General features: G+C 68.3%; 21 protein-coding genes. 11 read left to right on the forward strand and 10 right to left on the reverse strand.

Translation table 11 applies throughout. The features are described from left to right. Positions 1-19: 19 nt before the first annotated feature. From J7520_RS19630 to J7520_RS19640, 3 genes are all read right to left on the reverse strand, one after another. A complete protein-coding gene (locus J7520_RS19630; protein WP_291192164.1) occupies positions 20-2,053 on the reverse strand; it encodes a methyl-accepting chemotaxis protein in 2,034 nt (677 codons plus the stop codon). Positions 2,054-2,207: 154 nt separating this feature from the next. Then, positions 2,208-2,759: a chemotaxis protein CheW gene (locus J7520_RS19635; RefSeq protein ID WP_291192166.1), complete on the reverse strand. Its 552-nt coding sequence runs from the start codon at positions 2,757-2,759 to the stop codon at positions 2,208-2,210. 90 nt (positions 2,760-2,849) lie between these two features. Next, positions 2,850-3,206: a response regulator gene (locus J7520_RS19640; protein WP_291192273.1), complete on the reverse strand. Its 357-nt coding sequence runs from the start codon at positions 3,204-3,206 to the stop codon at positions 2,850-2,852. Positions 3,207-3,599: 393 nt separating this feature from the next. Between J7520_RS19640 and gshB the strand changes: the two genes are divergently transcribed. The 3 genes from gshB to J7520_RS19655 all read left to right on the forward strand — a co-directional run bounded on the left by gshB (position 3,600) and on the right by J7520_RS19655 (position 7,725). Further along, positions 3,600-4,544 carry a glutathione synthase gene (gene gshB, locus J7520_RS19645; protein ID WP_291192168.1) on the forward strand — a complete coding sequence of 315 codons (945 nt, stop codon included), beginning with the start codon at positions 3,600-3,602 and terminating at the stop codon, positions 4,542-4,544. Beyond that, on the forward strand, positions 4,541-5,416 hold the full coding sequence (locus J7520_RS19650) for an energy transducer TonB (RefSeq protein ID WP_291192170.1): 876 nt from the start codon (positions 4,541-4,543) through the stop codon (positions 5,414-5,416). Before gshB ends, J7520_RS19650 begins: the two co-directional genes overlap by 4 nt. Before the next feature lie 86 nt (positions 5,417-5,502). Next, positions 5,503-7,725 (forward strand): hypothetical protein, encoded by a 2,223-nt coding sequence (locus J7520_RS19655; RefSeq protein WP_291192171.1) that lies wholly within the window; start codon positions 5,503-5,505, stop codon positions 7,723-7,725. A gap of 41 nt (positions 7,726-7,766) precedes the next feature. On the opposite strand, the gene J7520_RS19660 is transcribed toward J7520_RS19655, so the two are convergent. Continuing rightward, a complete protein-coding gene (locus J7520_RS19660) occupies positions 7,767-10,043 on the reverse strand; it encodes a hypothetical protein (protein ID WP_291192173.1) in 2,277 nt (758 codons plus the stop codon). Positions 10,044-10,399: 356 nt separating this feature from the next. On the opposite strand from J7520_RS19660, the gene J7520_RS19665 reads away from it, so the two are divergent. The 4 genes from J7520_RS19665 to J7520_RS19680 all read left to right on the forward strand — a co-directional run bounded on the left by J7520_RS19665 (position 10,400) and on the right by J7520_RS19680 (position 14,248). Further along, entirely contained in the window at positions 10,400-10,963 is a 564-nt protein-coding gene (locus tag J7520_RS19665; protein ID WP_291192175.1) for a YqgE/AlgH family protein, read from the forward strand. Beyond that, the gene (gene ruvX / locus J7520_RS19670) at positions 10,947-11,435 is read left to right on the forward strand and encodes a Holliday junction resolvase RuvX (RefSeq protein ID WP_291192177.1); all 489 of its coding nucleotides are present in this window, start codon (positions 10,947-10,949) and stop codon (positions 11,433-11,435) included. Before J7520_RS19665 ends, ruvX begins: the two co-directional genes overlap by 17 nt. Before the next feature lie 28 nt (positions 11,436-11,463). Then, the gene (locus J7520_RS19675; RefSeq protein WP_291192178.1) at positions 11,464-12,402 is read left to right on the forward strand and encodes an aspartate carbamoyltransferase catalytic subunit; all 939 of its coding nucleotides are present in this window, start codon (positions 11,464-11,466) and stop codon (positions 12,400-12,402) included. Between the two features lie 121 nt (positions 12,403-12,523). After that, positions 12,524-14,248, forward strand: coding sequence for a hypothetical protein (locus J7520_RS19680; protein ID WP_291192180.1), 1,725 nt, complete (start codon positions 12,524-12,526; stop codon positions 14,246-14,248). A gap of 195 nt (positions 14,249-14,443) precedes the next feature. Here the strand turns inward: J7520_RS19680 and J7520_RS19685 are convergent, their stop codons facing one another. From J7520_RS19685 to lptF, 4 genes are all read right to left on the reverse strand, one after another. Next, positions 14,444-15,985 carry an FkbM family methyltransferase gene (locus J7520_RS19685; RefSeq protein ID WP_291192182.1) on the reverse strand — a complete coding sequence of 514 codons (1,542 nt, stop codon included), beginning with the start codon at positions 15,983-15,985 and terminating at the stop codon, positions 14,444-14,446. Between the two features lie 186 nt (positions 15,986-16,171). Further along, positions 16,172-17,299, reverse strand: a complete 1,128-nt coding sequence (locus J7520_RS19690) for a PilT/PilU family type 4a pilus ATPase (RefSeq protein WP_291192184.1) — start codon at positions 17,297-17,299, stop codon at positions 16,172-16,174. Between the two features lie 122 nt (positions 17,300-17,421). After that, complete coding sequence (lptG, locus tag J7520_RS19695) at positions 17,422-18,570, reverse strand: LPS export ABC transporter permease LptG (RefSeq protein WP_291192186.1); 1,149 nt, start codon at positions 18,568-18,570, stop codon at positions 17,422-17,424. Then, positions 18,567-19,757 (reverse strand): LPS export ABC transporter permease LptF, encoded by a 1,191-nt coding sequence (gene lptF / locus J7520_RS19700; protein ID WP_291192188.1) that lies wholly within the window; start codon positions 19,755-19,757, stop codon positions 18,567-18,569. Before lptF ends, lptG begins: the two co-directional genes overlap by 4 nt. 215 nt (positions 19,758-19,972) lie before the next feature. On the opposite strand from lptF, the gene J7520_RS19705 reads away from it, so the two are divergent. The 4 genes from J7520_RS19705 (at position 19,973) to J7520_RS19720 (ending at position 24,024) form a co-directional block, all read left to right on the forward strand. Then, the gene (locus J7520_RS19705) at positions 19,973-21,457 is read left to right on the forward strand and encodes a leucyl aminopeptidase (RefSeq protein ID WP_291192190.1); all 1,485 of its coding nucleotides are present in this window, start codon (positions 19,973-19,975) and stop codon (positions 21,455-21,457) included. Next, complete coding sequence (locus tag J7520_RS19710; RefSeq protein WP_291192192.1) at positions 21,454-21,903, forward strand: hypothetical protein; 450 nt, start codon at positions 21,454-21,456, stop codon at positions 21,901-21,903. Before J7520_RS19705 ends, J7520_RS19710 begins: the two co-directional genes overlap by 4 nt. Before the next feature lie 10 nt (positions 21,904-21,913). Next, positions 21,914-22,336: a DNA polymerase III subunit chi gene (locus J7520_RS19715; RefSeq protein WP_291192194.1), complete on the forward strand. Its 423-nt coding sequence runs from the start codon at positions 21,914-21,916 to the stop codon at positions 22,334-22,336. A 104-nt stretch (positions 22,337-22,440) separates the two neighbouring features. Beyond that, complete coding sequence (locus J7520_RS19720) at positions 22,441-24,024, forward strand: hypothetical protein (RefSeq protein ID WP_291192196.1); 1,584 nt, start codon at positions 22,441-22,443, stop codon at positions 24,022-24,024. A gap of 9 nt (positions 24,025-24,033) precedes the next feature. Here the strand turns inward: J7520_RS19720 and upp are convergent, their stop codons facing one another. Next, positions 24,034-24,666, reverse strand: coding sequence for a uracil phosphoribosyltransferase (upp, locus tag J7520_RS19725; protein ID WP_291192198.1), 633 nt, complete (start codon positions 24,664-24,666; stop codon positions 24,034-24,036). A 120-nt stretch (positions 24,667-24,786) separates the two neighbouring features. Further along, positions 24,787-24,960 (reverse strand): hypothetical protein, encoded by a 174-nt coding sequence (locus J7520_RS19730; protein ID WP_291192200.1) that lies wholly within the window; start codon positions 24,958-24,960, stop codon positions 24,787-24,789. Between the last annotated feature and the right edge of the window lie 20 nt (positions 24,961-24,980).

The following is a 24,980-nucleotide window of genomic DNA, read 5'->3' on the forward strand; positions in this document are numbered from 1 at the left end:
CCGCGGCATGCGCATCGACCTAACCAGGCAGCTTGAAGTCCGCGACCGAACGGCGCAGGTCCGCCGCCAGCTGAGCGAGGTTGCCGATCGATTCGGCGGTCTGACTGGCGCCGACCGAGGTCTGCGAGGTGATCTCGCGGATCACGTTCATGGTCGAGGAAATGTTGGTCGCGGCCGACGACTGCTGGCGCGCGGAGCCGGAGATGTTCTGAATCAGCTCGGCGAGGTCGCTCGACACCGTTTCGATCTCGCCCAGCGCGTGGCCGGCGTCCTCGGCCAGGCGCGCGCCGGAGACCACTTCCGCGGTGGTCTGCTCCATCGAGCTGACCGCCTCGTTGGTGTCGGACTGAATCGTCTGCACCAGCGTCTCGATTCGCTTGGTCGCGCCGGAGGCGCGTTCGGCCAGTCGCTGCACTTCGTCGGCGACCACCGCGAAGCCGCGCCCCGCCTCGCCGGCGGAGGCGGCCTGGATCGCCGCGTTCAAGGCGAGGATGTTGGTCTGCTCGGCGATGTCGTTGATCAGTTCGACGATCGAGCCGATCTCCTGCGAGGACTCGCCCAGGCGCTTGATGCGCTTGGAGGTCTCCTGGATCTGGTCGCGGATCGAGTCCATGCCCTGGATCGTCTGGCGCACCACGGCGGCGCCGTTGGTCGCGATCTGCACCGAGCGCTGCGCCACCTCGGCGCTCTCGCCGGAGTTCTGCGACACGGTGTCGATCGAGTTCGCCATCTCGCTGATCGCGCCCGAGGCGGTGCTGATCTGGCGCGCCTGATGCTCGGCCGCGTCGGCCAGGTGCATCGCGGTGCCTTGCGTTTCCTGCGCCGCCGCCGACACCTGCACGGCGGTCTCGTTGATCGTCGTCACCAGGCTGCGCAGCGCCTCGACGGCGAAGTTGACCGAGTCCGCGATCGCGCCGGTGATGTCCTCGGTGACCGTGGCCTTGACCGTGAGGTCGCCTTCGGCGAGCGATCCCATCTCGTCGAGCAGGCGCAGGATCGCGTCCTGGTTGCGCTGGTTCAGCTCGACCGTCTGCTGGTAGCGGCGCTGCTGGTCGCGGACCATGTTGTAGCCGAGCACGAGCAGCAGGAGCAGCGCGCCGGCGGCGGCGATCACGCCCCAGATCGGGTTCGGGAACAGGCGCTTGCGCGGCAGCTCGTCGACGCGCTGGGCGACGTTGCCGGCGTACAGCAGCACGCTCTGGCTGTCGTTGAAGCTGGCGTCGGCGGCGTCCTTGACTTCCTGCAGGTTGGTCGCCGCGTTGAGGATCGTCTTGATCGAGGTGTCGACCGCGGTCCACTGCTGCGCGACGTCGCCGACGATCTGCTTGGCGTTGGCGTTGTCGAGCGGCTTGATGTTGAGCTCGGACGCGCCTTCGAGCAGGCCGGTGACGACGGTCTGGTACAGGCGCGCGTCGCGCTCGAGGCCCGCAGCGGAACTCTGCGTGTCCGCGCCGCCGGCCAGGATGCGGCCGACGCGGCCGCCCATGCGGTCGGCCAGCTGCATCTGGCGCGAGGTGATGTAGACCTGCGAGGCGCTCGCGTTGCGGTCGGTCAGGATGTTGACGACCTCGCTCATGCGCGCGTTGAGGCCGGACAGCTTGTCGGTGAAGTCCTTGGCGCCGGCCACCGCGCCGAGCACGAGGTCCTTGTTGTCGAGGATCTTCTTCGCGTTCGCCTGCAGCTGGGCCCAGGCCTTGTTCAGCAGCTGCAGCTCGGTGCTCACGCCGGGCTTGTCGATGTAGGCCGGCATGCCGGTCTTGTCGCCGGAATTGAGCGCCTTGACGTAGGTGTCGATGTTCGCGCGCGTGCTTTCCAGTTCCTGGAGCGCGAGTTCGTTGCCGCTGGCCGCTTCGGCGGCGTACTTGGCGAGCTGCTGCGACGAGACCTGGATCTGCGTCGTGTAGGAAGTCGCCTTGCGGTCGTCGGAACCGGCCAGATACAGAAACACGAAGTCGACGATCGCGAACACGAACAGGAATCCGAGCAGCACGAACAGCACCGTGTTCGCACCGCCGCTGCGTTCGCGACCGAGTGCACCCGCCGTAGTACTCACGCCCCACCCCCTAAGCAAACTTCGAAGAAGTCGTCATTTCCGCGAGCACGGAAATCCAACTCGCCGTTTCCGATGGATGCCCGCTCGCGCGGGCGCGAAGTCGCCGAACCCATTCGGCATTTACTCGACCTGCGCCGATGTCCCTGCGCGCCGATCACGCCGCCGCCTGCTGGAATTCCGGCGTGCGCACCAGTTCGCCCATGCTGAACAGGCCCCACAGGATCTCGCCCGACTGCACGTTCTCGCCGACGTAGCGCGCGTAGCGCTCGTCGATCTCGCCGACCGCCGCCGCGATCTGCTCCTGCGAAAAGCTGCGCTGGCCGAACAGTTCGTCGACCAGCAGGCCGACGCTGCCGCCGGGCTGGCGCACGATCAGCACGCGCGTGGTCTCGCCGACCGCGCTGCGGTGGCCGGCGACGAATTCGTACAGGTCGACCACCGGCACCAGGTTGCCGCGCACATTGGCGATGCCGAGCAGCCAGCCGCGCGCGCCGGGCACGGCGGTCAGCGCCGGCAGGGTCAGGATCTCGTTGACGTCGGCGATGTTGCTGACGAAATGGCGATCACGCAGGCGGAAGCCGATGCCGCGCCACAGGCCGGGCGCCTCGATCTGCTCCGGCGCGCCCGCGGCATGCGCGAGGCTGCGCTGCTCGTAGGCGGCGAGCGCTTCGAACGGGCTCAGCGCGGAAAGGCCGCTGGGGCTCATCCGACGCTCCTGCGGGCGCCGGACACCAGCGCTGCTTCGTGATGGTTGACTGCCATATCCACCCCCTGTCGATCGATTGGCAAGCTGGCTCTACTTGACGTCTACGTGCCGGCGAATCGCACCGAGCAGCTCCTCGCGGGTGAACGGCTTGGTCAGATACTGCTCGGAACCGACGATGCGGCCGCGCGCCTTGTCGAACAGGCCGTCCTTCGACGACAGCATGATCACCGGCGTCGACTTGAACATCTGGTTGTTCTTGATCAACGCGCAGGTCTGATAGCCGTCCAGCCGCGGCATCATGATGTCGACGAAGATGATCTGCGGCTGCTGGTCGGAAATCTTCGCCAGCGCCTCGAAACCGTCCGTCGCCGTGACGACGTCGCAGCCTTCCTTGCGCAGCAGCGTCTCGGCCGTGCGGCGGATGGTCTTCGAATCGTCGATGACCATCACCTTGATGCCGGCCAGGCCACCCTCGTTGCTGTCGTCCACTCTTCCCCCTGCATCAAACCGACGGCCCACGGCCGCCGGCCGATCTGCCGCAACAGGCATGCAAGACTCGTACCCGGCATCAGCCGGATGCGGCCTCGAAGCAACCTAAGAACCCGCCTTATCCAACACGTCAGCGAAGCTGTCAAGTTGTTGCGGTAAGCCCGCGAATTGGCGAAAGATCGAGCCTGCCGCCCGCCCCGCCGATGAACGCCCCGAGTGTAGTATGCGCCGCCCCGCTCCGATGCGACCTGCGTCGCGGCGCGGACGCCGCGAGCGTTCGCCGGCGCGGCAGGGTTCGCAGCTCCCGATCGCCTTTCGCGCCTATGCTTGCGCGTTTCCGGAACGCCGCCCATGACCCGAACTCTCGCCGTGCTGATGGATCCGATCGAGCGGATCTCCCCGAAGAAGGACACCACCTTGGCGATGCTGCTCGAGGCGCAGCGCCGCGGCTACACGCTCCTGTACATGACCCAGGGCGACCTGGCGGTACTCGACGGCAAGGCCTGGGGCCGCATGGCTCCGGTGGTCGTGCGCGACGACCCGCACGACTGGTTCAGCCTCGGCGAGGCGACCTGGCGCGAGTTCGCCGGCATCGATTTCGTGTTGGCGCGCAAGGACCCGCCGGTCGACGCGCAGTTCATCTACGACACTCTCGTGCTCGAATTGGCAGAACGTGACGGTGTGTGCGTGGTCAACCGGCCGCAGAGCCTGCGCGACTGCAACGAGAAGCTGTTCGCGCTGCACTTCCCGCAATGCTGCGCACCGACCGCGGTGGCGCGCCGCGCCGCCGACCTCAAGAATTTCGTCGCGCTGCACGGCGAAGTCGTGCTGAAGCCGCTCGACGGCATGGGCGGGCGCAGCATCTTCCGCTCGCACCACGGCGACCCGAACCTCAACGTGATCCTCGAAACGCTGACCGAGAACGGACGCCATTTCGCGATCGCGCAGAAGTTCATCCCGGAGATCAAGAGCGGCGACAAGCGCGTGCTGCTGGTCGACGGCGAACCGGTGCCGTACGCGCTGGCGCGCATTCCGCAGGGCGACGAGTTCCGCGGCAACCTCGCCGCCGGCGGACGCGGCGAAGGCGTGCCGCTGTCCGAGCGCGACCGCTGGATCGCCGCCCAGGTCGGCCCCGAGCTGGTGCGCCGCGGCCTGCGTTTCGTCGGCCTGGACGTGATCGGCGACTGGCTGACCGAAGTCAACGTGACCTCGCCGACCTGCGTGCGCGAACTCGACGCGCAGTACGGCCTGAACATCGCCGGCACGCTGTTCGACCGTCTCGAAGCGACCCGATGAGCGATCCGGTTCCGGCCGATGCCGCGCCCGCCAGCGCGGACCGCCTCGGCGTCACCCTGCTGTTCTCGGTCGTCGCGCACGCCGTGCTCGCGCTCGGGCTGACGTTCGAGTTCGAGAAGCCGGCACCGCGCCTGCCCTCGCTCGACGTGATCCTCGTGCAATCGGCCAACAGCGAGAAACCCGACAAGGCCGACTTCGTCGCGCAGGCCAGCAACAGCGGCGGCGGCGAAGCCGACAAGGCGCACCGTCCCGCGCAGCCGCTGTCGGGGCCGGTGCCGAAGCTGCAGGCCGGCGTCGCGCCGGTGCCGCTCGAAGACGGCGCGCCGCGGCCGACGCCGCCGAGCCCGGTCGAACGGCTCACGCAGCGCAAATCCGACTTCACCGTCGAAACGGACCGGCAGGCTCCTGAAGCCCCCGAGCGCCCCGCCGCGACGGAACAGGAAAGCGAGCAACGCCGCCTCGAGATGGCCCAGCTCGCGCAGGAGATCCAGAAGGAAGCCGAGCAGTACGCCAAGCGCCCGAAGCGCAAGTACATCTCGGCCAACACGCAGGAATACGAATTCGCCGCCTACATGCGCGCCTGGGTCGCGCGCATCGAGCGCGTCGGCAACCTGAACTATCCGGACGAGGCGCGCCGCAAGCAGCTGCACGGCCAGCTCGTGCTGACCGTCGGCCTCGACCGCGCCGGCAAGATCAAGAGCATCGACGTGATCCAATCCAGCGGCCACAAGGTGCTCGACGACGCCGCCGTGCGCATCACGCGCCTGGCCGAGCCGTTTCCGCCGTTGCCGGAGAGCAAGGAGAAGGTCGACGAGTTGTACATTTCGCGGACTTGGCAGTTCTTGCCTGGGGATATCTTGCGGAATCGGTGACGGGCTCGGGCTTGCAAGAGCGAGTCGGGCACGAATTTGGAAACGATTGACCGGTGCGTCGCGCAACGGCCGTGCGAGGGGGAAGGATGGGGCAGGATCGGATTATTCGCCGCGCGGCTCGCATCGCGCTCCAACGCCTCGTCTTCCTCGGTGCAGCAGCGGCGCCGAATGGATACGCGGCACCGGTCGACATCGCAGGGCCACCGGGAAGCGTCGCCTTCGGCATCAACGTCGTCGTGTTGCCGAACGGCAATTTCGTCGTCACCGACCATAAAGCGAACCTGACCGCGCAGAACGCGGGCGCAGTTCACCTCTATACGCCTGCCGGCGTGCTGATCAGCACGCTCCGTGGCGACAAGCCCGACGACTTCGTCGGCGGCGGCGGAATCGTCGTACTGAAGAACGGCAACTTCGTCGTCCTGAGTCCCGGCTGGAACAACGCAACCTCCCTCCGAGCCGGAGCGGCGACGTGGGTCGACGGCGTTCGCGGACTTTCCGGCACGGTGTCCTCCGACAACTCGCTGGTCGGAACGCAGACCGACGACAACGTCGGTTCTCACGGGGCAACCCCGCTCACCAACGGCAACTACGTCGTCATCAGCTCCCGATGGAAAAACGGCGATGCCGAATCCGCCGGCGCCGTGACGTGGGCGGATGGTCGGTCCGGAGCCTCCGGCGCCGTCTCCGGCAGCAATTCGTTGATCGGAACGGCACCCTACGACTCGGTCGGCGATGGCGACTGGCCGCAGTCCGATCATGTCGTCGCGTTGTCCAACGGCAACTACGTCGTCGTCAGCTCGCGCTGGAGCAACGGCTCGGCGAACGCCGTCGGGGCCGTGACGTGGGGCGACGGCAACGTCGGCGTTCACGGCGAAGTCTCGACGAGCAATTCCCTGGTCGGAACCAGAGAGAACGACAAAATAGGCTCCCACGGCATTGCGGTTCTCACCAACGGCAACTACGTCGTCACCAGCGCCTTCTGGCACAACGGCGAGATGGGCGACGCCGGCGCGGCGACCTGGGTCGACGGCAGAAGAGGACTCTCGGGTGCGGTTTCCCCGCTCAATTCGCTCGTCGGAACGACCGGGGGCGACGCCGTCGGGTACGCCCAATACGCGCGGACTACGGCGCTCGACAACGGCAACTACGTCGTTCCGAGCACCGGCTGGAGCAACGGCGCAGTCCGCTACGTCGGGGCCGTCACGTGGGGTGACGGAACCCATGGCGTATCCGGGCCGATCTCCGCGCGGAACTCCCTGGTAGGAACCACGGATCACGATGGTGTCGGCGAGAGGCTCGTCGCGCTCGCCAACGGCAACTACGTCACGAGCAGCAGCACGTGGACCAACGGCAATGTTCAGCTCGCAGGCGCTGCGACATGGGCGGACGGAAGAACCGGCCTCACCGGGCCCGTCACCACCGAGAACTCCCTCGTCGGCGTAAGGGGGGCGGATTTCGTCGGCACGGAGATCGTCGCTCTCGGCAACGGCAACTACGTCGTCTCGAGTCCGAACTGGAGCGAGGACGACGCCTCTGCTCGGGGCGCGGTCACCTGGGGCGACGGAAAAATCGGAACCACCGGTCCGGTCTCCACCCGAAACTCCGTCGTGAAAACCGTACAAAGCGACCGCGGCGGAATCGTTGCGCTGACCAACGGCAACTACGTCGTCGTCAGTCCACGTTGGTCAGACGATTACGACTCCAGACCCGACGCCGGCGCGGTGATGTGGGTCGACGGTAGCGCGCCGACGACGGGCGAGCTGTCGGCCGACAAGGCTCTGGTCGGCGTTCATTCTTTGGAACAGCTCGGCAGCGAGCCGGTCATCGCATTGAGGAACGGCAACTATCTCGTCTCGTCCCCTGCCTGGGGCATGCCTTCGCCGATCGGGGCCGTGACGTGGGCCAATGGCCGCAGCGGCCTCTCCGGAGTCGTGTCGTCCACGAACTCGATGACCGGGCCAATGGCGGAAAGCCCGCTGGGCAACAACGGCCTCGTTCCACTCGGTGACGGCAACTATCTGGTTCTGACGGCGCCCTCCATTGCCAGCCCGACACAGATCGCCACGGTCACGCTGGTCGACGGCGCTCGTCCGACGATCGGCAGCGCGCCGGTCGAGACCAGCATTCGTGGAATCGTCCCTTTCAATGGGCCAAAGCCAACCTACGCCTACGACCCTTCACGCCGTACGTTGCTGGTCGGCAGACCGAGCGAAAACATCGTCAGCAAGACGACCCTGAAGTCCTCAGCGCATCCTCGTCATTCCGAGCGGCCCATTCCGACAATTCTTCTGCATTCGCGGCCGCGCTAGCGTCCGCCGTCGAGCGCTCATGGAGATGGCACGCACTTCAGTCAGCGATGCGATCGAAGCCTCAGCGCATCCGACCTCAGCCGCGGCGGCACGGACGTGAACGGAGAGCCCACGACTTTCTGCGGAACCAGAGCATAGCCGACGTCCCCGTTGCCGACCTGCCCGAAAACCGTGCTGCCCCAGCACCTCACGACTCCGGCCACGATGGCGCACGTATTCCTGTCGCCGGCAGCGACACGACTCACGCCGCTGGACGCTTCCCTTACCCCGACCGCATTGGGCCGATAGTCCCGCGTTCCGTCGCCGAGCTGACCGTAGTGGTTGGCGCCCCAACACTTCAGGCTTCCGCCGCCCATCAACGCGCAGCCATGCGCGGCTCCCGCGGCGATCATGATGATCTCGCCGTCGAGGCCGGCGACGTCCACGATCGCTGGCGCGCCATTTCCCCAGCATCTCACAGCACGGGATCGGGTGAGTGCGCAGGTCTGCTGCGCATGGGCGCTGATTGCGACGACGTCCGTGCCCAGTCCTTGCACGTCGACCGGCTTGTTCCTGTTGGTCGTCGTGCCGTCGCCAAGTTCGCCGCTGGCGTTCTGTCCCCAGCATTTCACCCCGCCCGCGGCAGTGATTGCGCAGGAATGGTAAGCCCCCGCGGCAATCGCCTTGACGCCGGGCCCCAGCTCGATCACCGGGAGAGGAGACGAACGCCCCTCGATATCGTTTCCTACACCCAGCTGTCCGACCTCGTTGTTGCCCCAGCAGCGCACTTCGCCGTCCAAGGTCAGGGCGCAACTGTGGACGTAACCCAGAGCGAGTTCGGCGGCGTTTCCGTCCAGTCTCATCGTCGCGACCGGCGCGGCGCGGTTTTCCCTGTAGCCGTCACCGAGCTGTCCGAATGCGCCGAAGCCCCAACACCAAACAGCGTTTCCCTGCGTAATCGCACACGAATGCGCCACGCCCGTGGCGACGGCGGTCAGAGGGGAGCCGATCCCGGTCACTGCCGATGCGGTCGAACGAGGACTCGTCGTTCCGTCGCCGAGCTCACCGAAGGAATTCCACCCCCAGCAACTCGCGGCTCCATCTGCGGAAAGTGCGCAGGCATGATGTTCCGCCGTCGCCACCTCGACTTCGCTCGCACCCAACCCGACGACATCCGTCGGGACTTCGCGTGTGATGGGAATGCCGTTTCCGAGCTGATTCATGCTGCCGCTCCCCCAGCAGCGCAACTCGCCCGTCCTCAATCTTGCGCACGTGTGCGAATAGCCGGCCGCCAACGCGACGACACCGGATCCCAGGCCCTCGACCTCGACTGCGCCTGAGCGGTCATTCGTCGTTCCGTCACCGAGCTGCCCGTCGAAGTTGGAGCCCCAGCATTTCACGGCGCCGCGGCCGGTCAACGCGCAGGTATGCCAATAGGCGGTGACAATGGCGATGGCGGCGTCCTCCAGCGCTGTTGCATCCACGGGCACGGGGGAGCTGCTCGACGGGGTTCCGTTCCCGAGTTCACCCGAACCATTGCCGCCCCAACACTTGACTCGTCCCACGACGGTCAAAGCGCAGCTGTGCCCCACGGCGAGAGAGACGGCTGCAACCCCGGAGTCCAGACCGACGACATTCACCGGCGTCGAGCGCTTCGCGAACGTGCCGTCGCCGAGCTGGCCGGATTCGTTCCGCCCCCAGCATTTCACTCCCCGCGCAGCCGTCAGCGCACACGAATGATCGGCTCCGGCAGCAATCGCCAACGTTCCGGGCCCGAGTCCCGACACAGGCACAGGCACCACGGAGTTCGCTTCGGTGCCATCTCCGAGTTGGCCGAATTCATTGTTGCCCCAGCACAGGACGTCACCCGCGTCGGTGAGCGCGCAGGCGTGCGTCGGCCCTGCCGTGATCGCACGCATCCCGGCCCCCAGTCCGGAAACGAGAGCGGGTCTTTCCGCAACCGTTTCGAGGCCGATGCCGACCTGGCCGTTGAGGCCATAACCCCAGCACTTGACGGCGCCCCGCGCGGTCAGCGCGCAGCTGTAGAACGCGCCGACGGCTATGTCCGTCACTCTGTCTTGCAGACCGAGCACGTCGACAGGCAACGAAGTGGGGTTGCGTGTGCCGTCGCCAAGGCCGAAATACGTGTTGTCGCCCCAGCATTTCACTCCACCGAGGGGAGTGATCGCGCAGGTATGTGCGAAGCCTGAGCTGAGCGATTCCGCCAGGGCATCGCGCGAAGAAGACAGCATCGCCAGAAAACCGAGGATCGCGATCGAGAAGACTCGTGCGATTCCGCCAGCACGCCGAGCTCCCGCGCGCAGTACGATCGTGTGCATTTCCTATTCCCCGTCCCTGCATCGGTATGGAATCGCTGCCGCAGGAGGAGAGAAAGCCAGCGGCCTCACCTCCAGAAAGCGCGTGGCAGTATATCGTGGTCATTTCAATCCAAGTCCTCGAGACATCCCGTCGCGCTCCGGGATTTTTCGGTCGAACAGACCTCCGTATGAGCGTTCTCCAATGCCACATCGAGGTGCTGTTCGTCGCACATCCACAGGAGGCCGTCCCGAAGAGCGCCTCATTGCGTGACGAAGCACGGACATGCCGATGAAATCTGAGCGACACGTAACCAGCCGCCGCTCGCCGCACCGCGGCTGCCATACGCCCGCTCCGTCTCCTGGGTACAATTCGCGCCATGCCCGAATCCACCCCGCTCACGAACCAGCTGCTGATCGCGATGCCCGCGCTGCGCGATCCGAACTTCGCGCGCGGCGTCACCTTTCTGTGCCAGCACGGCGAGGACGGCGCGATGGGTCTGATGATCAATCGCCTGTCCGAATACCGCCTCGGCGACGTGCTCGCGCAGATGAACATGCACTCGGAGATTCCGGACGTCGTCGATGCGCCCGTGCTGATCGGCGGACCAGTGCAGCCCGAGCGCGGCTTCGTGCTGCACACGCCGAACGGCGACTGGGAGTCCTCGTTCCGCATCTCCGAACGCGTGAGCGTGACGACCTCGCGCGACATTCTGGTCGCGATCGCCGCCGGCAACGGGCCGCGCCACGCGGTCGTCGCGCTCGGCTATTCCGGCTGGAGCCCGGGCCAGCTCGAGCAGGAACTGGTCGAGAACCACTGGCTGACCGCGCCGGCCTCCGAGCGGCTGCTGTTCGAGACGCCGCTGGACCAGCGCTGGGAAGCGGCGGCGAACCTGGTCGGCGTTAACCTGTTCCAGATGGCCAGCTATGCCGGCCACGCCTGAGAATCCCGACGCCGCTTCAAACGCAGGTTTCGCGACCGGCAACATCCTCGCTTTCGACGTCGGCTCCCGTCTGATCGGCGTGGCGCTCGGCAACCGCCTCACCGCCGGCGCTCGCGCGCTGGCCGCAGTCGCGAACGGCGACTGGCCGCGCCTCGACGCGCTGGTCGCCGAATGGCGGCCGGATCGCTTCGTGGTCGGCCTGCCGCTCGCCCTCGACGGCGGCGAACAGCCGATGACGCGCGTCGCGCGCGAGTTCGCGCGCGCGCTCGAGCGCCGTCACGCGCGGCCGGTCGAACTGGTCGACGAACGCCACAGCTCGCGCGAAGCGGCGCACCGCTTCGCCGAACGCCGTGCCAGCGGCGCCGCCAAGCGCAAGCACGCCGCCGACATCGACTCCTTGGCCGCCGCGATCATCCTGGAACGCTGGCTGGCCGACGGCGCATCGAGCATCACGACTCCCGCCACCTCCTGACTCCGAACCCGCCTGACTTCGAACCCGCTTGACTTCGAACCATATGCCCACGTCCGATCGCCTGCGCCACCTGCTGACCCTCGAAGACCTCGGCCGCGAACGCATCCTCGCCTTGCTCGATCGCGCGGCCGAGCTGCGCGCGCAGTTCCGCGCCGGCACGCTGCCGCCGCTGCTGGCCGGGCGGACGGTGGTGAACCTGTTCTTCGAACCGTCGACGCGCACGCGCACGAGCTTCGAACTCGCCGCGCGCCGGCTCGGCGCGCTGGTGGTGAATTTCGACATCGCCAGTTCCTCCACCAGCAAGGGCGAGACGCTGGAAGACACGCTGGCCACGCTGGAAGCGATGGACGCCGACGCCTTCGTCGTGCGCCACAAGGAAAACGGCACGCCGGCGCGCCTCGCCGCGCACGCGCGCCGCGCGGCGGTGCTGAACGCCGGCGACGGCAACCACGCGCATCCGACGCAGGGCCTGCTCGATCTGCTGACCATGCGCGATCGCAAGGGGCGCATCGAAGGATTGACGGTGACGATCTGCGGCGACATCCGCCATTCGCGCGTCGCGCGTTCGGACGTGCACGGCCTCGCCGCGCTCGGCGCCGGCGAGATCCGCCTGTGCGGGCCGGCCGCGCTGCTGCCGGATGCGGGCGAATTCCCGCAGTGCCGTTCGTTGGAGGATTTCGACGCGGCCATCGAAGGCGCCGACGTCGTCGTCATGCTGCGGCTGCAGAAGGAACGCATGGAACGCCTCGCGTTCGACGAAACCACGTACTTCGCCCGCTACGGCCTGGACGCCAAGCGCCTCGCGCGCGCGCGGCCCGACGCCGTCGTCATGCACCCCGGACCGATGAACCGCGGCGTCGAGATCGCCTCCGACGTCGCCGACGGCGCGCAGTCGGCAGTGCTCGAGCAGGTCGGCAACGGCGTGTTCGCGCGCATGGCGGCATTGGAGACATTGCTGCGCGGCTGAGCGTCGCTCGCGATCCGATCCACCTGGAATGACGCATCCGCGCGCCGTTCCGTGATCCGTTTTCATCGACGGCCACACCGACGGCCGCCAGAATGTCGGTTCCACCACCGGAAGACGCCGCATGCGCAGACACGCCAGGATTGGATTCATCGCCCTCACCGCCGCACTGGCCGCCGCCTGCGGCAAGAAGGCGGACAACGACGCCCCGCTCGCCTTCGTGCCGGCGGATACGCCGTACGTGATCGCCGCACTCGAACCGATACCGGAAGCGACGGCCAAGCATCTCACCGCGCAGGCGCAAAGCGTCTGGTCGGCGATCTTTCCGATGTTCGATCAGCTCCTCGCCGATACCGGGCAGCTCAAGGACGAGGATGCGACCCCGGAACAGGTCGCGGAACACGCGAAGGTCCGGCGCGTGCTGAAGGCGGTCCTCGACGAGATCCGCGGCCGCGACACGCCGGAGAAATGGCGTGAAGTCGGACTCGGCACGCAGGTGCGCTCGGCGCTCTACGGCGTCGGTCTGCTGCCGGTGCTGCGCGCGGAGATTCTCGACGCCGACGCGCTGCGCGCGATGATCGCGCGCGTCGAGCAGAATGCAGGCGAGAAGCTGGCGACCGCACGCGTCGGCGAACAGGACGTGTGGACGATCGGCAGCGCTCCGCTGCTCGGCCTGGTGGCGATCGAGGGCAAGCATCTGGTCGTCACCGTCGTCCCGTCCGGCGCCGACGACGCGACGAAGCGCCGCGTGCTCGGCCTCGACCGCCCGGCGCAAAGCCTGGCCGACACCGACGCGCTGGCCGCCTTCAACAAGGCGCGCGGCTACCTGCCTTACGGCAGCGGCTGGATCGACACGCGCCGCCTGCTCGCCCTGCTCAACGACGACCCGGCCGTCGAGGCCATCGCCAAGGCCGCCGACGAGCCGAAACCGGTGCTCGACGCGACCTGCCGCGGCGAGTTCGACGCGATTGCCGCGAAGGCGCCGCGTCTCGCGCTCGGCTATACGAAGTTCGACGCCGAGCGCATGACGATGCACATGCGCCTCGACCTCGATCCGACCCTGGCGAAGGCGCTCGCCGCGTTGCCGGGCGCGCTGCCCGGCAGCAACTCCGGCGATGCGCTGTTCGAGATCGCGTTCGCGCTGCCGGTACTGCGCGGACGCGACTTCCTCGTCGCGCAGGCCGATGCGATCGCCGCCGCGCCGTTCAAATGCGAGGCGCTGCAGCCGCTGAACGCGGAGTTCGCGGACATGAAGACGAAGATCGAGCAGATGATTCCGCCGCCGCTGGCCGATCTGGTCGGCGTGCGCCTCACGCTCGACAGCCTCGTGCTGCCGGATGCGAACGACAGCGAGAAGTTCGACGTCTCCGGCCGCGTGCTGATCGGCAGCAACAATCCGACCTTCCTCACCGGCCTGGCGCAGATGTCGGTGCCGGCACTGCAGAAGATCACGCTGACGCCGGACGGCAAGGCCGTCGCGATTCCGTCCGACGTGGTGCCCGGCGGCTACGCGGAAGGCCGCGAGATCCACGCCGCGATGGGCGCGAAGGCGCTCGGGCTCGCGATCGGCAAGGACCAGACCGCCAAGCTCGAGACGGCCGTGACGGCGTCCGCGGCGACGTCCGGCACGATCATCGACTCGAACGTCAGCGGCAGCGTGTACAAGCTGCTCGGCGACGCGTTCGCGCTGTTCGGCGACAAGCTGCCGGACAAGGATCGCGCCGGCATCGACATGCAGCGCAAGCTCTATGCGATGTACGCGCAATGGTTCAAGCGCGTCGGCGGCGGCATGAGCTTCGGCCCCGAGGGCATCGACATCACGCAGGACGTCGAGTACGCCAAGCAGTAACAGGGATTGGCTCGCAGAGACGCAGAGCACGCCGAGAAAGCTGGTGCACCAACCAGTGCATTCTCTGCGCCCTCCGCGTCTCTGCGAGAGCAGGCACTAGATGGAGAACGGAGAGAGGGGGTCGCAAGCAGGCGCCTCCGACGGCGCACCTGGGCGTTCTGGATCACCGGCACGCCGTAGCGATCGAGGACGATCTCAGGTATCCGTCGCCAGCAGCAGATCCAGATGCAGACGGCCGTCGAGCTGCGCGGCCTCGTTCTCGGCGCGCCAGATCGCCATCACCTCGTCGGGCTCGACGCAGCGCTGGCGACGACCGTCGCGATGCAGCACCACGAAGGCCGGATAGAAGCGGCGCAGCCAGCGCAGGTAGTCGATCGGGGCGCTCGCCGTGGCGCGTTCGATCGCCCAGGGATGGAACTCGGTCACCAGCACGGGACGGAACTTCTCCAGCGTGCGTTCCAGGCCGCGCATCGCCAGCGGCTCCATGCCTTCGACGTCGATCTTGATCAGATCGAGCCGGTCGCACTCGCGCAGCACCTCGTCGAGCACGACCACCGGCACGCGTTCGCCGCTGCCCTTGGCGTCGCGCAGACGTTCGCCGGCCGCCGCCGGGCGCGCGCTGTTGGAGGTGGTCGGATGCGTGCGCAATTCGATCGCACCGGTCCGGTTCGACGCCGCCGCGGCGATCAGCTCGAGCTGACGGAAGCCGTTCGCCTGCGCCGAGCGCGCGATCAGCCGGCGGTTGCGCGCGATCGGCTCGACCGCGATCACGCGCCCGCGCGGCCCGACCAGCGAAGCGGCGAGCAGGCTCATCAGGCCGATGTTCGCGCCGACGTCGAGGGCGACGTCGCCTTCGTGCAGGCGCTCGCGCAGCGCGTTCGCGACGTGCGGCTCGTGTGCCTGGCCGGCCAGGACCGGCGCGCCCATGTGCGCGTCGCTGGCGTAGGCGTAGACGTGGTAGCCGTTCTGCTCCACCGTCTGCGGCATCTCGGCGTCGTTGACGACGTACCAGCGCCGCCCGCGCCAGCCGGGCCCGGCCGAGGCGTCGTCGAGCGCGCTCAACAGGCGCAGGTGAGGATGACGGGCGAGACGCGCGTGCAGCTCGCGTTCCGGCAATTCGTGCATCTCGAATACGTCGCGGCGGCGCCAGAGCACACGGCGCAGCGGGTTCAGCCAGCGATTGGGCAGCCATCCGAACACGCGTCCGCGCAGGCTGGTGTCGGTCTCCTCGACGAAATGGAACACCGCCACGCCGCCGGGCGCGAGCACGCGGAAGAACTCGTCGACGTAGCCGGCCGCCAATGCGGTCGGGATGTGCTGCAGGGTGATGTGCGAGAACACCAGATCGACGCTGGCGTCGGCGATGCCGTCCAGGCGCGGCGAGGCGTTCTCGCGGAATTCGAGGCGATCCGCATCGGCGTTCAACTCGCGCGCGGCCGCGATCATGCTGGCCGACACGTCGACGCCGATCACGTGCTCGAAGTGCGCGCCGAGCGCCCGCGACAGCCGGCCGACGCCGCATCCGAAGTCGAGCGCGAGTCCGCGCTCGCGCGGCCAGCCCTCGGCGGCGAGCAGGGCGAGCTGCGCATCGACCTCGAGCTTGCCGGTGGCGAAGAATTCGTCGAGCTGCCAGCGCCCCTCGCGCTTGTCCGGCTGCGACAGGACCGCCCAGAGCGGATCGTCGCGACCGAGTATCTGCCAGACGCGACGGAGGCGTTCGAGTTCAGTACGGGACATCGACGGCGATCAAGAGCGGCAGCGTGGAACGAAAGAGCGCGATGATCGCACGAGTCGCCCCTGGATCGCGCCTTTGCTTCTGAAGAAGCTTCTCTCGCAGAGGCGCAGAGATCGCGGAGAAAATCTGAAGAATCTCTTCTCTGCGATCTCTGCGCCTCTGCGAGAAAACGCTCCTCCGGAAGCTCCTCAGGTCTCCACCAGCTCCACGCCGTCGAGTCCCTGGCTCAGCGTGTGCGCGTCGCCGCCCTGCGCCAGCTTGATCTTCAGGCGCACCTCGTTGGCCGAATCGGCGTGGCGCAGCGCGTCCTCGTAGCTGATCTCGCCGGCCTGGTACAGCTCGAACAGGCTCTGGTCGAAGGTGCGCATGCCGAGGTTGGTCGATTCCTTCATCACGTCCTTGAGCTTGTGGATCTCGCCCTGGCGGATGTAGTCGGCGACCAGCGGCGTGCCGAGCATGACCTCCATCGCGACGCGGCGCGCCTTGCCGTCCGGCGTCGGAATCAGCTGCTGCGCGACGACGCCCTTGAGGTTCAGCGACAGGTCCATGAACAGCTGCTGGCGGCGGTCCTCGGCGAAGAAATGGATGATGCGGTCCATCGCCTGGTTGGCGTTGTTCGCATGCAGCGTGCACAGGCACAGGTGACCGGTCTCGGAGAAGTTGATCGCGTGCTCCATCGTCTCGCGCGTGCGCACCTCGCCGATCATGATGACGTCGGGCGCCTGGCGCAGCGTGTTCTTCAGCGCGTTGTCCCAGGAATCGGTGTCGATGCCGAGTTCGCGCTGGGTGACGATGCAGCCGGCGTGCTCGTGCACGTACTCGATCGGGTCCTCGATCGTGATGATGTGGCCGGTGGAGTTCTGATTGCGGTAGCCGATCATCGCCGCCAGCGAGGTCGACTTACCGGTACCGGTGGCGCCGACGAAGATGATGATGCCGCGCTTGGTCATCGCCAGCGACTTGATGATCGACGGCAGGCTGAGCTCTTCGATGGTCGGAATGCGCGTCTCGATCCGGCGCAACACCATGCCGACGCAGTTGCGCTGGTAGAAGCACGAGACGCGGAAGCGGCCGACGCCGGTCACCGAGATCGCGAACTGGCACTCGTGCGTCTTCTCGAACTCCTCGCGCTGCGAGGGCGTCATCACGTTCAGCACCATGTCGCGCGACTGCTGCGGCGTCAGCGCGTTCTGCGTGATCGGCGCGATGCGGCCGTTGACCTTCATCGACGGCGCCACGCCGGCCGTGATGAACAGGTCCGACGCCTTCTTGTGCGACATCAGCTTCAGATACGAGGTGAAGTCGACGCTGCTCATGGTTCTGGCTCCCCCGAGATTTCGGCCGGCATCTTACACCCCGCCCAGCCCGATCCTGTGCGACCTGTCGCACAGGGCGGCGGCCGGTGCACGGTCGCCGGCGGCCCTGCGTCCGCGCGGCCTCAGGCGTGCTTGCGGAAGTACACCCATGCCGCGGCGGCGAGGATCAGCGGCGGAACCATGTTCGCCAGCGCGGGATGCAGGCTGTAGACCGCGCCGAGGCTGACGATCGCGCGCTGCAGGAAGTAGAAGCCGAGCGCGAGCACGATGCCGAGGAACAGGCGCTTGGACAGGCCGCCGCTGCGCAGCGCGCCGAACGCGAACGGCACCGCGCAGAACGCCAGCGCGAGCACGTTGACCGGATAGAACACGCGTGCCCAGTACGCGCTGCGGAAGCTCGATGCGTCCTGGCGGTTGCGGTCGAGGTAGTAGATGTTGCGGTCGAGGTCGCGCAGCGGCATGTACTGCGGCTGGACGATGCTCAGCGACAGCAGGCCCGGGTCGAGTCCGGACTTCCAGCTCAGCTCCGGCTGCACGGTGCTGGTCGCGCTCTCGGTGCTGAACTGGGTGCGGCGGACCCCGCGCAGGGTCCAGTCGTTCTCCACGTGCGCGGCGCCGTCGGCGACCGACAGCGACAACAGACGTCCCTCGGCGTCGAACTCGAACACGCGCACGCCGTCCAGATCGACTTCGCCGGTCGCGGTCTGGGTCCGGCCGCGGCGCGCGCTGACCACGGTCTCGCCGTCGCGCGCCCACAAGGTGCCGCCCTTCGCCAGCGCGACGTCCTTGGTCTTGGACGCCATCGAGAATGCCTTGCCCTGGCGGTCGCCCCAGGGGCCGAGCGTCTCGCCGAGCACCGCGGTGAAGGCGGTCAGCAGCGCGAGACTGAGCGCGACCGAGGCGCAGATGCGCAGCTTCGACAGGCCCGCGGCGCGCAACGCGGTCAGCTCGCCGCTGTTGGCGAGGCCGCCGAGTCCGATCAGGCCGCCGATCAGCGCGGCATAGCCGAACATCTCGTAGAAGCGTCGCGGCACCGTCAGCAGCGTGTAGGTGGCGGCGTTGAGCAGCGTGTACTGCCCCTTGCCGACATCGTCCAGCTCGCCGATGAAGGCACGGAACGCGTCCAGCGAGACGATCGTGCACCAGGTGATGACGACCGCGGTCAGCACGGCCATCGCGACCAGCCGGTCGACGCGCTTGACCGTGAAGAAATCGGCCAGCGCCGCCGCCGGCCTCTTCCGCGCCGCCGGCCTGGAAGCCCACTGCATCATGCCGCCCTCCTCGCCGTACGCGGCGCGCGCAGGCGCTGGCCGTTCCAGATCAGCCAGCCGGCCAGCGCCAGCGTCGGCAGATACACCCACCACAACCCGAAACCGGGCGCCAGCTTGCCGACGCTGATCCACGAACGCCCGAGCAGGAGGCCGTTGTAGTAGACCAGCCAGAGCAGCAGCGCGAGCAGCAGGCGCGCGTAGCGCGGCTCGCGCGGGCTCGACTTGGACAACGGCAGCGCGAGCAGGGCCAGCACCAGCACCGACAGCGGCGCGGCGAGGCGCCAATGCAGTTCGGCGAGCATGACCGGATCGGCGTCGCCGCCGAGCAGCGCCCCGGTCGGCGCGGAGCGCTTGGCGGTGAGTTCGTTGGTGTCGTTGTCGCCGTCGGGCAGCTTGATGTCGTTGCGCGCGAAGCGCATCAGGCGGAAATCGTCCTCGCCGAGCTTGCCTTCGACGCGGAAACCGTCCTGCAGCGCGATGTAGCGGCCGACGCCGTCGGCGTCGTGGTAGAGATAGCCGTGCGTGGCGGTGATCACGTCGATGCGCGTCTTGCCGCCGTCCTTGTCCGGCCGCTCGTTCTCGATGAACATGCGCTTGAACCGGGTGCCGTCGGCGGACATCTCGCCGACGTAGATGACGCCGTCGCGTCCGGGCAGGTCGACGAAGCGCCCGGGTTCGAGGCCGGCGACGATCAGCGAGCGGTTGGCTTCCTGCATCAGGCTCTGGGACAGGCGGTCGGCGGCCGGAGCGAGCCAGAACGAAACCGTGCCGAGCGCGACCATCGCCGGCAGCGCGAACAGCGCGAGAGGCCGCATCAGCCCGCCGACGTCGAGTCCGGACGACTGCAGCACGGCCATCTCGCTGTCGCGCCACAGGCGGCCGTAGGCGAGCAGCACGCCGAGCAGGATCGCGAGCGGCAGCAGGATGGTCAGCGCGCCGACGCTGCGCAGGCCGATCAGGGTGAACAGGAGATCCGCCGGGATGCGCCCGCGCGCGATCTTCGCCAGCAGGTCGGCGACCGCGCCGCCGACCGTCACCAGCAGCAGCACGACGGTCGCCGCGAGCACGCTGGTGGCGAGCTCGCGCAGCAGGTAGCGGTCGATGATGCGCAGGCGCAGCCACCTCGATCCGCGCAGGGCGGCGAGGCTTTGCCTTAGAATGGACGGCTTCGCGTGCGTATCGGTCATGCAGCGGGTTCGCTCTCCGCGGGTCGAGCCGGACGGGCACTCCGTCGCGGCCAGCCGGCAAGTGTACCCCGCGCGGCGCGCCCATCATGCAGATGCATCGTTAACGGCGCATGGATGTGCCGCCGCGGCCGGCGCGGCTGATTCGACGGCCGCTCGCTCGCGAACCGCGGCAGGACGCCCGCTTTCGCCATCGATTCGGAACGGATAGACACCCCATGACCCTGAAGTTCAGCACCACCGCCGACGCCCCCGAGACCGCCGCCGCGCCCTGCCTCGTCGTCGGCCTGTACGAGGACCGCACCCTGTCGAGCGCCGCCGCGCGCGTCGACGAGCGTTCCGGCGGCGCGATCAAGCGCCTGATCGACAGCGGCGACGCGACCGGCAAGCTCGGCAGCACGACTCTGCTGTTCGGTCTCGCCGGCATCGCCGCGCCGCGCGTGCTGGTGGTCGGCCTCGGCGAGCAGAAGAAGTTCGACGCCGCCGCGTTCCATCGCGCCGCGAACGACGCCGGCCGCGCGCTGAAGAACCTGCCGGTCGACGCCGCCGCGTCGTACCTGACCGAACTCGACGTGCCCGGCCGCGACCTCGCCTGGAAACTCCGCACCGCCGCGCTCGCCGCCGACGCGCAGGCCTATCGCTACACCGCGACGTTCAAGCCGAAGGAAGCCTCGAAGGCGCCGCAGCTCGGTGCGATCGCATTCGCCGCCGCGGCCGGCACCGCCGATCGCGCGCTGAACGAAGCCGCCGCGATCGCCAGCGGCGTGCGCTTCGCGCGCGAGCTGGGCAACCTGCCGCCGAACATCTGCAATCCGGCCTACCTCGCGGCGCAGGCGCAGCAGCTCGCCGACGCGCACGCCGGCGTCAGCCTCAGCGTGCTCGAGCGCGAGGACATGGCCAAGCTCGGCATGGGCTCCCTGCTCGGCGTCGCGCAAGGCTCGGCCAATCCGCCGAAGCTGATCGTGCTGCAATGGAAGGGCGGCGGCGACGCCAGGCCCTACGCGCTGGTCGGCAAGGGCATCACCTTCGACACCGGCGGCATCTCGATCAAGCCCGGCGCCGGAATGGAGGAGATGAAGTTCGACATGTGCGGCGCCGCCGGCGTGCTCGGCACCTTCCTCGCCGCGGTGGAGCTGAAGCTGCCGATCAACCTCCTGTGCATCGTGCCGGCGGTCGAGAACATGCCCGACGGCAACGCCTATCGCCCGAGCGACATCCTGACCAGCCTGTCGGGCCTGACCATCGAGGTGCTCAACACCGACGCCGAAGGCCGCCTGATCCTGTGCGACGCGCTGACCTACGCGCAAAGTTTCGACCCGCAGGTCATCATCGACGCGGCGACGCTGACCGGCGCCTGCGTGGTCGCGCTCGGCAAGCACGCCTCCGGCCTGATGAGCAAGGACGACGAGCTCGCCGAGCAGCTGCTCGCCGCCGGCAGCGTGACGCACGATCGCGCCTGGCGCCTGCCGCTGTGGGACGACTACCAGAGCCAGCTCGACTCCGGCTTCGCCGACGTCGCCAACATCGGCGGCAAGTACGCCGGCGCGATCACCGCCGGCTGCTTCCTGTCGCGCTTCGTCAACGGCCGCCGCTGGGCGCACCTGGACATCGCCGGCACCGCCTGGGAGGAAGGCCGCAAGGGCCTCGCCACCGGCCGCCCGGTGCCGCTGCTGACGCAATACCTGATCGACCGCAGCGCGTGAGCACCGACGACGCCCTCCAACGCTGGAAGGTGCAGGCGATCGCCGCGGTCTTCGGCATCAACCTGATCTTCGGCGCGCTGCTGGTCGTGCTCTATCCCGGCCTGACCGACGCCGCCACCGCGCAGGCGACGGTCGAGGCCCTGCGCGGCAGCTCGCTGAACGTCCTCTACCAGCTGGCGACCCTGGTCGCCTGCTTCGCCTGGCTGCACTTCGACTCGCGCCAGCTCGACATCCGGCGGCCGTGGTGGCTGAACGTCGGCATCGTGCTGATCACCTCGATCTTCGTGCCGTACTACCTGTACAAGACGCGCCCGGCCGGACATCGCGGCCAGGCGATCCTGAGCTTCCTCGGCGTGGTGTTCGGCAGCGTGATCGCGATGATGATCGGCATGTTCCTCGCGCTGGCGCTGCAGCCGGGCACGGCGCAACCCGGAACGACTCTGTGAGGGCTGGCCGATGCCGCGCGCCGACTTCTACCTGATCGACAAGCCGCGTTTCCGCGACGATCCGCTGCTGCTGGTCTGCGAGCTGGCGAAGAAGGCCTACGCCAGCGAGCAGCCGACGCTGATCCTGGCGCGCTCGCAGGACCAGGCCGAAGCGATCGACGAGAAATTGTGGGAATTCGACGAGCACGCGTTCATCCCGCACCAGCTCGCCGGCGACGAGGACGACGCGATCACCGCCGTGCTGATCGCGCCGCCGGGCGTCGCCACCGCCGACCGTCCGCTGGTGATCAACCTGCGCGACGACTGCGCGCCCGGCCTGTTCGAGCGCGTGCTCGAAGTCGTGCCGGCCGACGAGGCGCAGCGTGCCGGCTCGCGCGAGCGCTGGAAGACCTACCGGCAGGCCGGATTCGAAGTCGCCAAGTTCGACATGTAGCGCCGCCTCGCAGCCCGTGACGGCGACGGCGCGTTCCGGCGACCGACCGCCACGCCGATCGGATAGGCTCGGTCATCCGCTGTTTTCGCCCTCGACGCCAGGCCATGTCCGGATCCACGCCCACGCCAGCCCCCGGCCGCGCACTCCTCCTGCGACTCACGCTCTACGGCGGCGTGCCGCTGCTGGCGATGCTCGCCTGCGCGCCGCTGCTCGATGCGGGCTTCCAGGCCGAGGATTTCTACTGGCTCGCGCTCGTGCGCCACCTCGACGCGCCGTTGATTCCGTTCTACGAGAACGTCGCCCTGGCCTACTTCTACCGGCCGATCGGACTGATGTTCTGGGAATTGTGCACCTGGCTCGGCGGCACCGATCCCTGGGTGCACAACCTGCTCGACCTGCTGCTGCACGGCGTCAACGCGCTGCTGATCGGATCGGTGGCGACGCGCCTCGCACGCGATCGCCGCATCGGCATCCTCGCCGGCGTGCTGTTCGCCTGCCTGCCGGCGACCTCCGGCACCGCCTTGTGGACCTCGGATCGCTTCGATCCGGTCTGCCTGTTCTTCGGCCTGCTCGCCCTGCACGCATTCGAACGCGCGCTGGCCGGCCGCCGCGCGTTCGGCTTTCTGGCCGCGGCGAGCCTGGCCCTGTGCCTGAGCTCGAAGGAAGTCGGCCTGGCCGTCGCCGCGGCGATGCTCGCGCTGCTCGGCTGGCAATGGCTGCGCACGCGCGAGCGACGCTGGGATCTGCTCGCCATGGTGCTGGCGCCGATGGCCGTCGTGTTCGTCCTGCACACGGCGACGGTGCCGTCCTTCGGTTTTTCCCTCGACGGCGCGCAATCGCTGTCGGCGCTGCTCGGCGGCGTCGGCTACTGGTGGTTGCGCCTGCCCGCCGCCGTGTTCGGCTTTCGCCCGGTCGGCGCAGGCTGGTGGCCGCTGCTCGCCACCGCGGCGCTGCTCGCGCTGGTCGGCCTCGCGCGGGCGATCCGGCAGGGTCAGGAGGGTGCCGTGCGGCTCGCCTGCGTCGGCGCGGTCATGTTCGTCGTCCCGGCGCTGCTGCAATGGCCGGTCACGCGGCTGGCGCTCAGCGACGCGGCCGGACTCGGGCTCACCATCAATCTCCGTTTCTACTACCTCGCCTTCGCCGGCTGCGCGCTGCTCTGGGCGGCGGCCATCGCCGGTCTGCGCGGACTGCGTTCGCAGTGGCTGCTGCTCGCCGCATCGCTGGCGCTGGCGCTGCAGGGATTCGCCGTCGCCCACCGCGTCGCGCGCGACTGGGCGAACGAGACGCGCGCGCCGACGGCGGCGTATCTGGCGATGGGCGAGGCCCTCGGCAGCCGCTCGTTCGAACCGGGGTGCCGCATCGTCCTGCAGACCTCCGGCTTCCCGCCGGAATTCGTCTACTACGCCGACGTCATCGTCAAGGCGGTCGCGCCACGCGACTCCCGCGTGCTCGACTGCGCCGTGTTCGGCGACGTGGCGCCGTACGCGTCGATCGTCGACGCGCGCTGGTGCAGCGAGGACGCATGGCCGGGACTCGCCGTGCGCCGGCAGCACGGCGTCCGCGGGCTGGCGCAACTGGGCAACCTGTGCATTCTCGGCTTCGCCGAGCCGCCGGTGCCGACCGAGAGTGCTGAGCTGGCCAGATTCTCGGTCGCCGCGGACGGGCGGATCACTCCGCTGCCGCCGTAGCGAATCGCCTCACTTCGTGCCGAAGAACCGGTCGCCGGCGTCGCCGAGTCCCGGCACGATGTAGCCGTGATCGTTCAAGCCCTCGTCGATCGCGGCGGTGTAGATCGGCACTTCGGGATGATGCTGGTGCAGGTGCGCGATGCCTTCCGGCGCGCTGACCAGGCAGACGTAGCGGATCGAGCGCGGCTGGGTTTCCTTCAGCCGGTCCAGCGCGGCGACCGCGGAATGGCCGGTGGCGAGCATCGGGTCGACCACGATCGCGTCGCGTTCGCGCATGCCGCGCGGCATCTTGAAGTAGTACTCGACCGCACGCAGGGTGTGCGGATCGCGATACAGGCCGACGTGACCGACGCGCGCGCCCGGCACCACGTCGAGCATGCCGTCGAGGATGCCGATGCCGGCGCGCAGGATCGCCACGAAGACAGTCTTCTTGCCGTCGATCAGCCGCCCGACGGTCGGCGCCACCGGCGTCTCGATCGCGACCTCGCACAGCGGCAGGTCGCGCGTGACCTCGTAGGCCATCAGCGCCGACAGCTCGCCGAGCAGGCGGCGGAAGTCGGCCGTGCTGGTGGTCTTGCGGCGCAGCAGGGTCAGCTTGTGCTGCACCAGCGGATGGTCGATGACTTGGACGGCGGCGGGCATGCGACCTCCTCGGATGCGGAAGCCGGAACGATAGCGCGGGTGCCCGCAAGATCGTCAATGGTCGAGGCGTCGCGGTACGCAGATGGGCGTCCGCATCGCCCGCGTACCGCTCGGGCGTGGTCAGCGACCATCGATGCGCGCTCGCGCCTTCGGCTCGCCGAAGGTGAGCCAGAAGCGGTTGCAGTCGCGGATGATGAACTCGCGCACGCCGTAGGCGGTGTCGTGCAGCGCCTCGACGACCTCGACGCGACCGGCCAGCCGCGCGAACAGCGCGTCGACGTCTCGCACAGGCAAGTAGAAGATGTCGCCACGCT

Source organism: Dokdonella sp. (assembly GCF_017744955.1).
Taxonomy (GTDB): Bacteria; Pseudomonadota; Gammaproteobacteria; order Xanthomonadales; family Rhodanobacteraceae; genus Dokdonella_A.

Coding starts and splice junctions, on each gene's coding strand:
- J7520_RS19635 (WP_291192166.1), bottom strand. CDS start 2,759: ATGAGCCCCAGCGGCCTTTCCGCGCTGAGCCCGTTCGAAGCGCTCGCC.
- J7520_RS19640 (WP_291192273.1), bottom strand. CDS start 3,206: ATGGTCATCGACGATTCGAAGACCATCCGCCGCACGGCCGAGACGCTG.
- gshB (WP_291192168.1), top strand. CDS start 3,600: ATGACCCGAACTCTCGCCGTGCTGATGGATCCGATCGAGCGGATCTCC.
- J7520_RS19650 (WP_291192170.1), top strand. CDS start 4,541: ATGAGCGATCCGGTTCCGGCCGATGCCGCGCCCGCCAGCGCGGACCGC.
- J7520_RS19655 (WP_291192171.1), top strand. CDS start 5,503: ATGGGGCAGGATCGGATTATTCGCCGCGCGGCTCGCATCGCGCTCCAA.
- J7520_RS19660 (WP_291192173.1), bottom strand. CDS start 10,043: ATGCACACGATCGTACTGCGCGCGGGAGCTCGGCGTGCTGGCGGAATC.
- J7520_RS19665 (WP_291192175.1), top strand. CDS start 10,400: ATGCCCGAATCCACCCCGCTCACGAACCAGCTGCTGATCGCGATGCCC.
- ruvX (WP_291192177.1), top strand. CDS start 10,947: ATGCCGGCCACGCCTGAGAATCCCGACGCCGCTTCAAACGCAGGTTTC.
- J7520_RS19680 (WP_291192180.1), top strand. CDS start 12,524: ATGCGCAGACACGCCAGGATTGGATTCATCGCCCTCACCGCCGCACTG.
- J7520_RS19685 (WP_291192182.1), bottom strand. CDS start 15,985: ATGTCCCGTACTGAACTCGAACGCCTCCGTCGCGTCTGGCAGATACTC.
- J7520_RS19690 (WP_291192184.1), bottom strand. CDS start 17,299: ATGAGCAGCGTCGACTTCACCTCGTATCTGAAGCTGATGTCGCACAAG.
- lptG (WP_291192186.1), bottom strand. CDS start 18,570: ATGATGCAGTGGGCTTCCAGGCCGGCGGCGCGGAAGAGGCCGGCGGCG.
- lptF (WP_291192188.1), bottom strand. CDS start 19,757: ATGACCGATACGCACGCGAAGCCGTCCATTCTAAGGCAAAGCCTCGCC.
- J7520_RS19705 (WP_291192190.1), top strand. CDS start 19,973: ATGACCCTGAAGTTCAGCACCACCGCCGACGCCCCCGAGACCGCCGCC.
- J7520_RS19715 (WP_291192194.1), top strand. CDS start 21,914: ATGCCGCGCGCCGACTTCTACCTGATCGACAAGCCGCGTTTCCGCGAC.
- J7520_RS19720 (WP_291192196.1), top strand. CDS start 22,441: ATGTCCGGATCCACGCCCACGCCAGCCCCCGGCCGCGCACTCCTCCTG.
- upp (WP_291192198.1), bottom strand. CDS start 24,666: ATGCCCGCCGCCGTCCAAGTCATCGACCATCCGCTGGTGCAGCACAAG.